General features: G+C 70.4%; 13 protein-coding genes. 9 read left to right on the top strand and 4 right to left on the bottom strand.

The annotated features are described in order from the left end of the window. Positions 1–43 precede the first annotated feature (43 nt). Both ACZ60E_RS44855 and ACZ60E_RS44850 read left to right on the top strand, forming a co-directional pair. Entirely contained in the window at positions 44–997 is a 954-nt protein-coding gene (locus ACZ60E_RS44855; RefSeq protein ID WP_107017445.1) for an ROK family glucokinase, read from the top strand. A gap of 171 nt (positions 998–1,168) precedes the next feature. After that, a complete protein-coding gene (locus tag ACZ60E_RS44850; RefSeq protein ID WP_469448123.1) occupies positions 1,169–1,945 on the top strand; it encodes an endonuclease/exonuclease/phosphatase family protein in 777 nt (258 codons plus the stop codon). 25 nt (positions 1,946–1,970) lie between these two features. On the opposite strand, the gene ACZ60E_RS44845 is transcribed toward ACZ60E_RS44850, so the two are convergent. Beyond that, positions 1,971–2,663, bottom strand: a complete 693-nt coding sequence (locus tag ACZ60E_RS44845; protein ID WP_469448122.1) for a hypothetical protein — start codon at positions 2,661–2,663, stop codon at positions 1,971–1,973. Beyond that, on the bottom strand, positions 2,656–3,465 hold the full coding sequence (locus tag ACZ60E_RS44840; protein ID WP_469448121.1) for an alpha/beta hydrolase: 810 nt from the start codon (positions 3,463–3,465) through the stop codon (positions 2,656–2,658). The genes ACZ60E_RS44845 and ACZ60E_RS44840 overlap by 8 nt, the downstream gene beginning before the upstream one ends. 173 nt (positions 3,466–3,638) lie before the next feature. Between ACZ60E_RS44840 and ACZ60E_RS44835 the strand changes: the two genes are divergently transcribed. The 5 genes from ACZ60E_RS44835 (at position 3,639) to ACZ60E_RS44815 (ending at position 8,860) form a co-directional block, all read left to right on the top strand. After that, entirely contained in the window at positions 3,639–4,439 is an 801-nt protein-coding gene (locus tag ACZ60E_RS44835; protein WP_469448134.1) for a lysophospholipid acyltransferase family protein, read from the top strand. Between the two features lie 38 nt (positions 4,440–4,477). Continuing rightward, complete coding sequence (gene macS, locus ACZ60E_RS44830; protein ID WP_384809379.1) at positions 4,478–5,731, top strand: MacS family sensor histidine kinase; 1,254 nt, start codon at positions 4,478–4,480, stop codon at positions 5,729–5,731. Continuing rightward, complete coding sequence (locus ACZ60E_RS44825; protein ID WP_384809377.1) at positions 5,728–6,435, top strand: response regulator; 708 nt, start codon at positions 5,728–5,730, stop codon at positions 6,433–6,435. The genes macS and ACZ60E_RS44825 overlap by 4 nt, the downstream gene beginning before the upstream one ends. Positions 6,436–6,578: 143 nt before the next feature. Continuing rightward, on the top strand, positions 6,579–7,607 hold the full coding sequence (locus ACZ60E_RS44820) for a 6-phosphofructokinase (protein ID WP_107017450.1): 1,029 nt from the start codon (positions 6,579–6,581) through the stop codon (positions 7,605–7,607). 242 nt (positions 7,608–7,849) lie between these two features. Then, entirely contained in the window at positions 7,850–8,860 is a 1,011-nt protein-coding gene (locus ACZ60E_RS44815) for a 2-hydroxyacid dehydrogenase (protein WP_384809374.1), read from the top strand. On the opposite strand, the gene ACZ60E_RS44810 is transcribed toward ACZ60E_RS44815, so the two are convergent. Together ACZ60E_RS44810 and ACZ60E_RS44805 are read right to left on the bottom strand one after the other, a co-directional pair. Beyond that, positions 8,803–10,698, bottom strand: coding sequence for an anthranilate synthase family protein (locus ACZ60E_RS44810; RefSeq protein WP_469448120.1), 1,896 nt, complete (start codon positions 10,696–10,698; stop codon positions 8,803–8,805). The two genes, ACZ60E_RS44815 and ACZ60E_RS44810, sit on opposite strands and share 58 nt — an antisense overlap. A gap of 135 nt (positions 10,699–10,833) precedes the next feature. Next, positions 10,834–10,896: a trp operon leader peptide gene (locus tag ACZ60E_RS44805; RefSeq protein WP_152788727.1), complete on the bottom strand. Its 63-nt coding sequence runs from the start codon at positions 10,894–10,896 to the stop codon at positions 10,834–10,836. Positions 10,897–11,080: 184 nt separating this feature from the next. Here ACZ60E_RS44805 and ACZ60E_RS44800 point away from each other — a divergent pair, with 184 nt between their 5' ends. Together ACZ60E_RS44800 and ACZ60E_RS44795 are read left to right on the top strand one after the other, a co-directional pair. Continuing rightward, entirely contained in the window at positions 11,081–12,433 is a 1,353-nt protein-coding gene (locus ACZ60E_RS44800) for a class II 3-deoxy-7-phosphoheptulonate synthase (RefSeq protein WP_384809370.1), read from the top strand. Between the two features lie 171 nt (positions 12,434–12,604). Further along, positions 12,605–12,850 carry a (2Fe-2S)-binding protein gene (locus ACZ60E_RS44795; protein ID WP_384809368.1) on the top strand — a complete coding sequence of 82 codons (246 nt, stop codon included), beginning with the start codon at positions 12,605–12,607 and terminating at the stop codon, positions 12,848–12,850. Positions 12,851–12,988 lie beyond the last annotated feature (138 nt).

The raw sequence follows: 12,988 nt of genomic DNA, 5'->3' as shown, positions 1-12,988 counted from the left end.
GTACGGTTGGCCATAGCGGGGCTCGACCGAAACTGAGGGATTCATGGGACTCACCATCGGCGTCGACATCGGCGGCACGAAGATCGCGGCCGGGGTGGTCGACGAGGAAGGCAACATCCTCTCGACCTTCAAGGTGCCGACCCCCACGACGCCGCAGGCGATCGTGGACGCGATCGCCGCGGCCGTCGAAGGTGCCAGGGCCGGGCACGAGATCGTCGGCGTCGGCATCGGCGCCGCCGGATACGTCAACCGGCAGCGCTCGACGGTCTATTTCGCGCCGAACATCGACTGGCGGCAGGAGCCCCTCAAGGAAGCGGTGGAGGCCCGGGTGGGCCTGCCGGTCGTGGTCGAGAACGACGCGAACGCGGCGGCCTGGGGCGAGTACAAGTTCGGTGCGGGCAAGGGGCACCGCAACGTCATCTGCATCACGCTCGGCACCGGCCTGGGCGGCGGCATCATCATCGGCAACAAGCTGCGCCGCGGGCACTTCGGGGTGGCCGCGGAGTTCGGGCACATCCGCATGGTCCCGGACGGGCTGCTGTGCGGCTGCGGTTCGCAGGGCTGCTGGGAGCAGTACGCGTCCGGGCGCGCGCTCGTCCGGTACGCGAAGCAGCGGGCCAACGCGACGCCGGAGAACGCGGACATCCTGCTGTCGCTGGGGGACGGCTCGCCCGACGGCATCGAGGGCAAGCACATCTCGATGGCGGCGCGGCAGGGCGACCCGGTGGCGGTGGACTCCTACCGCGAGCTGGCCCGCTGGGCGGGTGCGGGTCTTGCCGACCTGGCCTCGCTCTTCGACCCCTCCGCGTTCATCGTCGGCGGGGGGCTCTCCGACGAGGGCGAACTGGTCCTCGACCCGATCCGTAAGTCGTACAAGCGGTGGCTGGTGGGTGGGAACTGGCGTCCCGTCGCCGATGTGATCGCCGCGCAGCTGGGGAACGAGGCGGGGCTGGTGGGCGCGGCGGATCTGGCGCGCGAGCCCGACCCGATCATGTAGCGGATCGCTACGCGGGGTGCGGGGACGTGCGTCGTCTGCGGCCGAGTGGGGGTCGCCCGCGCAGTTCCCCGCGCCCCTGAAAGGCGGGGCTGCGCCCCTGCCTTTCATCTTTTAGGGGCGCGGGGAACTGCGCGACCAGCCCCCACCGGCCCGCGGGATATCTTGATCCGTATGTCGACGATTCCGGCAGGAAACCCGTTGCCCGGTCCCCGGACGGAGTCCGACGGTTCGGTCGTCGTCCGGGTCCTCAGCTACAACATCCGGTCCATGCGGGACGACACCACCGCACTCGCCCGCGTGATCGCCGCCTGCGAACCGGACCTGGTCCTCCTCCAGGAAGCCCCCCGCTTCTTCCGCTGGCGCAAGAAACTGGCCCGCCTGGCGGCGGCCTCCGGCCAGGTCGTCCTCTCCGGCGGAGCCACCGCGTCAGGCCCCGCCCTCCTCTGCTCCCTGCGCGCCACGGTCGAACGCACCGAGGACGTACTCCTCCCCCTCACCCCCGGCCTGCACCGGCGCGGCTTCGCGACCGCCGTCGTACGGTTCGGCGGGGCGGACGGCCCCCGCGTCGGCGTACTGAGCTGCCATCTCTCCCTCCAGAAGGACGAGCGGCAGGAGCAGGGCGCCCTGCTCCTGGACAGCCTCGCCGCCCTGGACACCCCGCACGCCATCGCGGGCGGCGACCTCAACGAGCGCCCGAACGGCCGGACGTTCAAGCGCCTCGCGGCAGCGCTCCAGGACGGCTGGGCGGTGGCCCCCTGGGGAGGCGAACACACCTCCACGCCCGGCGACCCCCACCAGCGCATCGACGCGCTCCTCGCCACGGCGGGCGTACAGATCCTGGGCTGCGGCGTACCCCTGGACCAGCCCGGAGTGACCGAGGCGGACCTGAGGGCCGCCACCGACCATCTCCCGGTCCTGGCAGCCCTCAGAATCCCCACCGCTCAATAACGCCGGGCATCGGAAACGCCGGGCGTCAGACGACCGCGCCGCGCCCCGGATCGTCCTCATCTTCCTCGTCGCCCCGCATCCGCCCCACCAGCGTGGCGAACCCGCCGAGGAAGCCGCCGATGCCGAGCGTGGCGAGATACCACGTCATCTCCCAGCCGAGCAGCACCGCGAGAAGCAGCAGCACCGGGCCGCCGATCACGCCCAGCCAGGCGAACTTGGCCGTGGCGTCCGCGGCGGGCAGCGGGGGCGGCTCGGGCGGCACGAAGTGGCCCTCGTCGTCCTCGTCGAAGTCCTCCTCTGCCGGTTCGGGCATCGAGAAGTCGCGGGGACCGGCGACACCGGGCGCGAACGCCACGGAACTGCCGAGCGGCTTCCCCGCGCTGGGCTCGTCCTTCGGCCCGGCCTTCGCGTCGGTCTCCGGGTCGGCCTCCGGACCCGTGGTGTCCGTACCGCCCTGCTTGCTCTTGGCGCCCTTGGGCGTCGCGGAGCTCTTGCCGCCGGAGTCGCCCGCGCCACCGGCGTCGTTCGTCTCGGGCTCCAGGAGCGCCAGGTCCTCCACCGACTTGAAAGGCTTCGCGCCGGGCGGGTCCGGCGGTTCGTCGCCGTATCCGGCCACGATGGCCTCCCAGGCCGCGGTCTCGTCGAACGACGGGCCCTGCTCCCCGCCGGGCGCCGCGTCCTTCTCGTCGGGCTCGCGGTCCGCGTCGTGCTCAGCCACCAGTGGCCGTCCCTTCCTGCTGACTCGCCTGACCCGTGCCGGCCTCCTTGCCGGCACCGGGTGCGAGCCGGGAGACGAAGGCGAAGCTCTCCTCGAAGATCCGGTCCGCGTCGTGGTCCAACGTCGCGACGTGGTAGCTCTGTTCCAGAAGTATCTCCGTGACATCCACGGACGACACCCGGCTGAGGATGCGGGCCGAGTCGGCGGGCGGCACGACATGGTCCTGCGGGCTGTGCAGGAGCAGCATCGGCTGGGTCACCTGCGGCAGTTCGCCGTCGACCAGCCGGTAGAAGTTACGCATCGAGTGGGCCGCGTGCAGGGGCACCTTGTCGTACCCGATCTCGATCCCGCCGTCCTTGGCGATGTCGCTGGTGATGCCGTCCACCGTCCTGACGAAGTGACGGATCACCGGCAGTGCGTACGCCGCGAGGCCGTGCACCTTGTTCGCCGGGTTGACGACCACTGTGCCGCTGATCTCGTCGCCGTGCTTGGCGGCGAGCCGCAGGGTGAGCGCGCCGCCCATGGAGAGGCCGAAGACGAAGACCTGGGAGCAGCGCTCGCGCAGGGCGCGCAGCTCGCGGTCCACCTCCGCGTACCAGTCCTGCCAGCCCGTGAGCTGCATGTCCTCCCAGCGGGTGCCGTGTCCGGGCAGCAGCGGCAGCGAGACGGTGAGACCGCGCTCGGCGAGATACTCCGCCCAGGGGCGCAGCGACTGCGGGGAACCGGTGAAGCCGTGGCAGAGGAGGACCCCGACCTCTCCCCCCTCGTGGTGGAACGGCTCAGCTCCGGGAAGGACCGGCACCTTCGGTCTCCTGTTCGTTCAAGGGCGACGCGACGATCACCCCGAAGCTTCGAGGCGTACTTCACCGTACGCGACGGCACTGACACCGACCAGGGCCGTCGGGCCCATTGACGGTGCTCCGGGTTAAGGTCTGATCGACAGACACAGGAGGCACTCGGGTGATCTACGGCGCAATGAAGGTTTCCATCGGAGGGCCCCTGAAGCTCGCCTTCAGACCCTGGGTGGAAGGCCTCAGCAACATTCCCGCCGAGGGCCCGGCCATCCTGGCGAGCAACCACCTGTCGTTCTCGGACTCGTTCTTCCTCCCCGCGGTCCTCGACCGCAAGGTCACCTTCATCGCGAAGGCGGAATACTTCACCACCCCCGGCGTCAAGGGCAGGATGACCGCCGCCTTCTTCAAGGGCGTCGGGCAGCTGCCGGTGGACCGGTCCGGCGGACGCGGCGCGGGCGAGGCCGCGGTCAAGAGCGGGATCGACGTCGTCGAGCGCGGCGAGCTCTTCGGTATCTACCCGGAGGGCACCCGGTCGCCCGACGGCCGCCTCTACCGGGGCAAGCCCGGTGGACTCGCGCGCGTGGCGCTGGCCACCGGGGCGCCCGTCATCCCGGTCGCCATGATCGACACGGAGAAGATCCAGCCGCCCGGCAAGGTGATGCCCAAGCTGATGCGCCCGGGCATCCGCATCGGCGAACCGCTGGACTTCAGCCGCTACAGCGGCATGGAGCACGACCGTTTCGTGCTGCGCGCGGTGACCGACGAGGTCATGTACGAAATCATGAAGCTCTCCGGACAGGAGTACGTCGACATCTACGCGACGGCCGCCAAGCGGCAGATCGCGGAGGCGGCGAAGGCGCAGAAGCAGGCGCAGAAGGAAGTCCAGAGGGAAGCGCAGAAGGAAGCCGACCGGGCACGCCAGGCGGCGGACCAGGAGCAGACCGGCCAGGAGCGGGCCGACAAGGAGCAGGCCGGCTCGTAGACCTGGACGCGGCCACGGGGGATGGGGTACTGGGGGACATGGCCAAGCGCGAGAGAGTCATGAGGATGTCGGTCGAGCAGCCGCTGTGGCGCGCGCTCACGGGGTACCGCGTCCTGACGCTGTTCTACGCGATCGGCCTCTTCGTGGCGAAGAACGACGAGTTCGTCCGCCCCGAAGTGGCCATCGGCTACTACGTACTGCTCTTCGCCTGGACCTTCGCCACCCTGCCCAAGGTGGCGAACGCACAGAGCTGCACCAAGCCCTTCCTCGCGGCCGATCTGACCGTCGCCCTCACCGGCATCCTGCTCACCCCGGTCGCGGACGCCCACGAGCGGATCGTGGCGGGCGGCCCGACCCTCCCGTCGATATGGACCGCGGGCGCGGTGCTGGCGTTCGCGATCAAGGGCGGCTGGCGCTGGGCGGCCTTCGCCTCGGCGCTCGTCGGCGTCGCCAACGTCCTGCAGCGCGGCGCGCTCAGCGAGGACACCCTCCACAACGTGCTGCTGGTCTGGGTCGCCTCCATCGCCATCGGATACGTCGTCGAGGTCGCCCGCGCCTCCGAGCGAACCCTCGCCCGCGCCCTGGAGATCGAGGCGGCGACCCGCGAACGCGAGCGGCTCGCCCGTGACATCCACGACGGCGTCCTCCAGGTGCTCGCCATGGTCCAGCGGCGCGGCTCCGCGATCGGCGGGGAGGCCGCCGACCTGGGCCGCCTCGCCGGCGAGCAGGAGGTCGCGCTGCGCACCCTGGTCTCCGGCGGACTCGTACCCGTCTCGCGGCTCTCGGAGGACGAGGCCGAGGGTGCCGTCGTCCGCACGGTGGACGAGCCGGACCCGCAGGACGACCTGGCCCCCCGCGATCTGCGCCCGCTGCTCGCCCCGTACGCCACCGCGAAGGTGACGTTCTCCGAGCCGGGCACCCCGGTGCCGCTCCCGGCCGGTGCCGCGAGGGAACTGGCCGCGGCGGTCGGCGCGGCCCTCGACAACGTCCACCGCCACGCGGGCGAGGACGCCCGGGCCTGGATCCTGGTCGAGGACGAGCCGGACGAGGTGATCGTGACCGTACGGGACGACGGCCCCGGCATCCCCGAGGGACGGCTCGCCCAGGCCGAGGGGGAGGGGCGCCTCGGGGTGGCCCTGTCGATCCGCGGACGGCTGCGCGAGATCGGCGGCACCGCCGAGCTGATCTCGGTGCCGGGCCAGGGCACGGAAGTGGAACTGAAGGTACCGAAGCAGGCACCGAAGGCCTCGAAGGGGCTCAAGGGCACACGGGGGAAGGCGGAAAAGGCATGAGCGAGGGACAAGGACAGTCGCCGGGGCAGGGAACGGGGCAGGCCCCGATCAGGGTCATGGTGGTCGACGACCACCCCATGTGGCGCGACGCGGTCGCCCGGGACCTCGCCGAGTCCGGGTTCGACGTGGTCGCGACCGCGGGCGACGGCGAACAGGCGGTGCGCCGGGCCCAGGCCGTCGGGCCCGACGTCCTCGTGCTGGACCTGAACCTGCCCGCCAAGCCCGGTGTGCAGGTCTGCAAGGAACTCGTCGGCCTCAACCCCGCCCTGCGCGTCCTGGTCCTCTCCGCGAGCGGCGAGCACGCCGACGTCCTGGAGGCGGTCAAGTCCGGCGCCACCGGCTATCTGCTCAAGTCGGCCTCCACGGAGGAGCTGATCGACGCGGTGCGCCGCACGGCCGTCGGTGACCCCGTCTTCACCCCGGGCCTCGCCGGCCTGGTCCTCGGCGAGTACCGCAGACTCGCCTCCGACCCCGGTCCCGCCACCGGCGGCGACGAGCCGAGGGCCCCGCAGCTCACCGAGCGGGAGACCGAGGTGCTCCGGCTGGTGGCCAAGGGCCTGAGCTACAAGCAGATCGCCGAGCGCCTCGTGATCTCCCACCGCACGGTGCAGAACCACGTCCAGAACACCCTGGGCAAGCTCCAGTTGCACAATCGCGTGGAGTTGGTGCGCTATGCCATAGAGCGGGGCCTCGACGACGTGTAAACCCGCCGATATACACCAACGAGTGATGACGGGTGATCAACTCCCGCACATTGCATCGGAATTGACCTTCCGCCCTCTCCTGGAGTGACCTGGATCACTATTAGCGTGAGTTCCGTCAGCCAACCATGGCGAAGGGACTTTCCATGCGGGTCGGAGTACTGACCGGTGGCGGCGACTGCCCCGGGCTCAACGCCGTCATCCGGGGCATCGTCCGCAAGGGCGTGCAGGAGTACGGCTATGACTTCACCGGCTTCCGGGACGGCTGGAGGGGTCCGCTGGAAGGCGACTTCGTCCGGCTCGACATTCCCGCCGTGCGGGGCATCCTGCCTCGCGGCGGCACCATCCTCGGCTCCTCGCGCACCAACCCCCTCAAGGCCGAGAACGGCATCCGCCGGATCAAGGAGAACCTCGCCAAGTGCGAGGTCGACGCCCTGATCGCGATCGGCGGCGAGGACACCCTCGGGGTCGCCGCGCGCCTCACCGACGAGTACGGGGTGCCCGTCGTCGGCGTACCGAAGACCATCGACAACGACCTGTCCGCCACCGACTACACCTTCGGTTTCGACACCGCCGTCGGGATCGCGACCGAGGCGATCGACCGGCTGCACACCACCGCCGAATCGCACATGCGCGTACTGGTGTGCGAGGTCATGGGGCGGCACGCGGGCTGGATCGCGCTCCACTCGGGTCTCGCGGGCGGCGCGAACGTCATCCTCATCCCGGAACAGCGCTTCGACGTCGACCAGGTCTGTGCCTGGGTGACCTCGCGCTTCAAGGCCTCGTACGCGCCGATCGTGGTCGTCGCGGAGGGGGCCATGCCCAAGGACGGCGACATGGTCCTCAAGGACGGGTCGCTGGACTCCTTCGGACATGTGCGGCTGTCGGGCGTGGGGGAGTGGCTGTCCAAGGAGATCGAGCGGCGTACGGGGAAGGAGGCGCGGACGACCGTCCTCGGTCACGTCCAGCGTGGTGGCACGCCGAGTGCGTTCGACCGGTGGCTGGCGACGCGGTTCGGTCTTCACGCGATCGAGGCCGTGCGGGACGGGGACTTCGGCAAGATGGTCGCGCTCCAGGGGACGGATATCGTGCGCGTGCCCATCGCGGAGGCCACGGCCCGCCTGAAGACGGTGGATCCGCGACTGTACGAGGAGGTCGGAGTCTTCTTCGGCTGACTTCCCTCGCCCCCGCCGCCCCTACCCGTCCCGTCACTGTGTCCTCAAACGCCGGACGGGCTGAAAGATGTCTGCCGGTCCGGGGACATCTCAGCCCGTCCGGCGTTTGAGGACCGGGGGTTCGGGGGCTGGCCCCCGAGTCAGTGACGGGACGGGTAGGGGCGGCGGGGGCGAGAACATCCCACGGTTCGTATATTCGGCGGGGTACGCCGACAAACACCCGCCAACCCCCGGAGGGCCCCGTGGAGATCCTCGCCTTCGGCGTCCAGGCCGACGAGAAGCCCCTCCTCGAAGAGGCCTTCCGGGCGGAGGGCCACCACGGCGTCCGCTGCCTGGACGTCTTCCTCAACGAGGACACCGCCCCCATCGCCGCCGGCTACGAGACCGTCTCCACCAGCGTCAACTGCGAACTGGGCAGCCCCGTCCTGCAGACCCTCACGACCGGCGGCACCCAGCTGGTCGCCCAGCGCTCCACCGGCTTCAACAACATCGACCTCCAGGTCGCCGAACGCCTCGGCATGACGGTCGCCCGGGTCTCGTACTACTCGCCGCACTCCGTCGCGGAGTTCGCCTGGACCCTCGCGATGGCCGTCAACCGCCGCATCGTCCGCGCCTCCAACCGCACGCGCGACTTCGACTTCCGGCTCGACGGGCTGATGGGCCGCGACATGCACGGGCGCACCGCGGGCATCCTCGGCACCGGCAAGATCGGCGAGGCGTTCACCCGTATCGCCCATGGCTTCGGGATGAATCTCCTCGGCTGGGACGCCGCCGAGAATCCCGCCTGCGTGGAGCTGGGCATGGAGTACGTCCCCAAGGAGCGGCTTCTCGCCGAGTCCGACCTCGTCAGCCTGCACGTACCGCTGCTGCCGGAGACCGAGCATCTGATCGACGCCGCCGCCCTGCGCACGATGAAGGACGACGCGGTCCTGGTGAACTCCAGCCGCGGCGGCCTCATCGACAGCCGGGCCCTGGTCGCCGAACTGCGTGCCGGCCGTTTCACCGGCGTCGGCCTCGACGTGTACGAGGCCGAGGCCGGGCTGTTCTTTCTCGACAAGTCACTCGAAGTGGTGGACGACGACACCCTGGCCCGCCTGGTCACGTTCCCGAACGTCGTCGTCACCTCCCACCAGGCGTACTACACGGTGGACGCGGTCGGCCAGATCATCGAGACCACCGTGCGCAACGTCCTCGACTACCTGGCGGGCCGCCGCTCCGAGAACGTGCTGGTGCCCGCCCCGGCGCGCACCTGAACCAGCAGCTCCCGTACGACGTCCGTGCCGCGCAGGGTCAGCACCGACTCGGGGTGGAACTGCACCCCGGCGAAGCCCGGCCCGCGCAGCGCGTGCACCTCCTGGCCCCGGCTTCTGGCGACCTCCACGCCGTGCGCCGCCAGCTCCAGCGCGGCCTCGTCGTCGCAGCGCGCCACGAAGCTGTTGTAGAAACCGACGGTCTCGGTCCGCCCGAACAGGTCGATGTCCGTCTGGGCGCCCTGGTACGGGATCTCCTTGCGCACGGTCTCCAGGCCCAGCTCCGCCGCGATCAGCTCATGGCCCAGGCACACACCCAGCACCCCGTACCGGTGCCCGCGCAGCACCTCCGCGGTGAGGCCGCGCAGGAAGGCCATCTTCGGGTCCGCCAGGTCGGACGGATCGCCGGGGCCGGGGCCCAGCACCAGCGGGCCCTCATGGGCGAGGACGGTCTCCCGCAGGCCCTCCTCGTCGTACCGCCGCACGGTCACCGTCAGACCGGACGAGCGCAGCAGATGCGCGAGCATCGCCGTGAAGGTGTCCTCCCCGTCCACGACGAGCGCACGGCCCGGCAGTTCGGCGGACGGCTCCTGCATCCGCAGCCAGAACGGTGCCAGCGAGGCCCGCCGGCCGTCGAGCGCGGCCCGCACCCGCGGATCGTCCGCGAGGTGCGCCCGCGCCTCTTCCCCGCCCGGCCGCCCGGGGCGTACGCCGAGAGCGGCCAGCACGCCCGCCGCCTTGGCATGCGTCTCCGCGACCTCGCCCGCCGGATCCGACCCGCGGACGAGCGTCGCGCCCACCGGTACCCGCAGCCGTCCGCCGCCGTCGATGTCGGCGGTCCGGATGAGGATGGGGGAGTCGAGGGTCTGGGCGCCGCCCGAGTCGCGTCCGATGAGGGCGAGGGCCCCGGCGTAGTAGCCGCGCCCGCCGACCTCGTGCCGTTCGATCACCCGGCAGGCGTTCTGCACCGGCGACCCGGTGACGGTCGCGGCGAACATGGTCTCCTTCAGCACCTCGCGCACGTCCAGCGACGACCTGCCCCGCAGCTCGTACTCGGTGTGCGCGAGATGGGCCATCTCCTTGAGCCGCGGCCCGATCACGACCCCGCCCATGTCGCCGACCGTGCACATCATCTTGAGCTCCTCGTCGACGACCATCGAGAGCTCCTCGATCTCCTTGCCGTCGGCCAGGAACTCCAGCAGGTCCTCGGGCGTCGGCCCCTCGGCGGGATAGCGGTACGTGCCACTGATGGGGTTCATCACGACGGTCCCGCCGGACATCCGCACATGCACCTCGGGGCTCGCGCCGACGAGCGTGCGCTCCCCGGTGTGCACGACGAACGTCCAGTACGCCCCCCGCTCGCCCACCAGCAGCCGTCGGAAGAGCGCCAGCGCGTCGGCCCGTCCGAACCCGGGGACCGTCCCCTCGTACGTCCGCCGGATGACGAAGTTCGCGCCCTCGCCCCGCCCGATCTCCTCCCGCAGCACCCGCCCGACGATCTCCGCGTACTCCTCGTCCGCGACGTCGAAGCCACCGTCCTCGACCCGTACGTCGTGCGCGGGCAGCTGCGCCAGGACCTGCTCCAGGGAGAACTCGTACGACTCCTCCGGGACGAGCACCGACAGGGGAGTGCCGTCGTCGTGGACGTCGAAGCCGCGCTCGCGGATCTGGCGGAACGGGACGAGGGCGAGCCCCTCGGGGAGGTCGGCCAGCCGCTCGTGCTCGGTGACGGGGCCGAGCAGCACCTCGACGGTGTCGGCCTGGTCGGCGGGGCGGCCCGGTGTGCGGCGGCGCAGCAGGGCGAACGGGCGGGGATCGTCCAGCAGATCGAGCAGGTTCATGGGTCCCTGTTCCTTCTCGGCGTCTCGGCTTCTCAGCGGATGAGGTGGGCGAGAGGTCGTGAGGAACGGTTCCGGTCGCGAAAACACCGAAGGCCGCCCCTCGGGCGGCCTTCGCGAAGTCCTGCGTACGCGCAGTCAGTGGGCCGCCGGGTGAGCGGTCCACCACCAGTTCTGGTTCTGGGTCGAGTGCGCGAACATGCGCCGCACCCTACCCCACGCCTGATCCGCGTGGGGTCCACGCCGGGTCCACGTCGGGTCCGCAACGGATCTTCGCCGGATCCGCGGCCGGGTGGCCGGTTCACGGCGCTTCGATCGAGCACGATCCGTCTCAATTGATGAGCATGGGGAGGGATGCCCGACACGACCCCGTAATGTTGACGCCGTGACCGTGAACGCTAAGTCCAGCGCGAGCGCTGGCAACACCTGGCGAGACCTGCCCGCGGCGCAGCAGCCCGAGTACCCCGATGCCGAGGCTCTGCGCGAAGTGATCGCGGACCTTGAGTCGTATCCGCCGCTCGTCTTCGCCGGCGAGTGCGACCAGCTGCGCGCCCGGTTGGGAGCAGTCGCCAAGGGCGAGGCGTTCCTTCTCCAGGGCGGCGACTGCGCCGAGGCCTTCGACGCCGTGTCCGCCGACCACATCCGCAACAAGCTCAAGACCCTCCTCCAGATGGGCGCCGTCCTCACGTACGCGGCGTCCGTGCCGGTCGTGAAGGTCGGCCGGATCGCCGGCCAGTACTCCAAGCCGCGCTCCAAGAACACCGAGACCCGCGACGGCGTGACCCTGCCGACCTACCGCGGCGACTCGGTCAACGGCTTCGACTTCAACGAGAAGGCCCGGATCCCGGACCCCGAGCGGCTGAAGCGGATGTACAACGCCTCCGCCTCCACGCTCAACCTGGTCCGCGCCTTCACCACCGGCGGCTACGCCGACCTGCGCCAGGTGCACGCCTGGAACCAGGACTTCGTACGGACCTCGCCGTCCGGCCAGCGCTACGAGCAGCTGGCGCGCGAGATCGACCAGGCGCTGCACTTCATGAACGCCTGCGGGGCCGACCCGGAGGAGTTCAAGACCGTCGAGTTCTACGCCTCCCACGAGGCGCTGCTCCTCGACTACGAGTCGGCGCTGACCAGGGTCGACTCCCGCACCGGGCACCTGTACGACGTCTCCGGACACATGGTGTGGATCGGTGAGCGCACGCGGCAGCTGGACGGCGCGCACATCGAGTTCGCCTCGAAGATCCGCAACCCGATCGGGATCAAGCTGGGCCCGACGACCACGGCCGAGGACGCGCTGCAGTACATCGAGCGGCTCGACCCGGAGCGCGAGCCGGGCCGGCTGACCTTCATCGTCCGGATGGGCGCCGACAAGGTCCGCGACAAGCTCCCCGAGCTGGTCGAGAAGGTCACCGCCTCGGGCGCGACCGTCGCCTGGATCACCGACCCGATGCACGGCAACACCTACGAGGCAGCCTCCGGTCACAAGACCCGGCGCTTCGACGACGTGCTCGACGAGGTCAAGGGCTTCTTCGAGGTCCACAAGGGCCTCGGCACCCACCCGGGCGGCATCCACGTCGAGCTCACCGGTGACGACGTCACCGAGTGCGTGGGCGGCGGCGACGAGATCTTCGTCGACGACCTGCACCAGCGCTACGAAACGGCCTGCGACCCCCGGCTGAACCGCAGCCAGTCGCTTGACCTGGCCTTCCTGGTCGCGGAGATGTACCGGGACCAGTAGCAGATCAGCAGCCGTTTCGGCTGTTACCGGCACGCAGGGTGGGGCGCGGATCACATACGATCCGCGCCCCATCGCACTTTTGCGGCTCAGACTCGGCGGGTAAGGTTAGGTTAGCCTCACCGATCTTCGGGACGGCACGACCTATCGAATCCCGTCGGGAGGTGGAACCGCGTGTTCGTCTGCAACTGCTTCGGAGTGACCGAGGCGCAGGTCAAGAAGCACGCGGCGGACGGTGCCTGCACCCCCCGGCAGATAGCGTCCGCCTGCAAGGCGGGCACCGACTGCGGTTCCTGCGTCCGGCGCATTCAGGCGCTGCTGGGCCGGGGCGCCCTACCCGGCCGGGATTCGGTCAAGCAGGACATACCGGCACTCGCGGAAGCGGGCCGCCGGGAGGAGCGGCTGGACGAGGCGGCCTAGGGCGCGCCTGACGCCGCCCGGCAGACGGGAATTGTCAGACAGGCCCTAAGGGCTCGTAAAGAATCAACACGTTGCTTCACGGTCTCTGCGTCGTTGGTGTGGTATGCGCATACCGAGCGAGGTCCGCAATCAACTCGC

It is taken from the genome of Streptomyces sp. NPDC102514 (genome assembly GCF_055584525.1).
The sequence above is the reverse complement of the archived record's forward strand: the minus strand, read 5'-3'. Positions and strand labels throughout refer to the sequence as shown.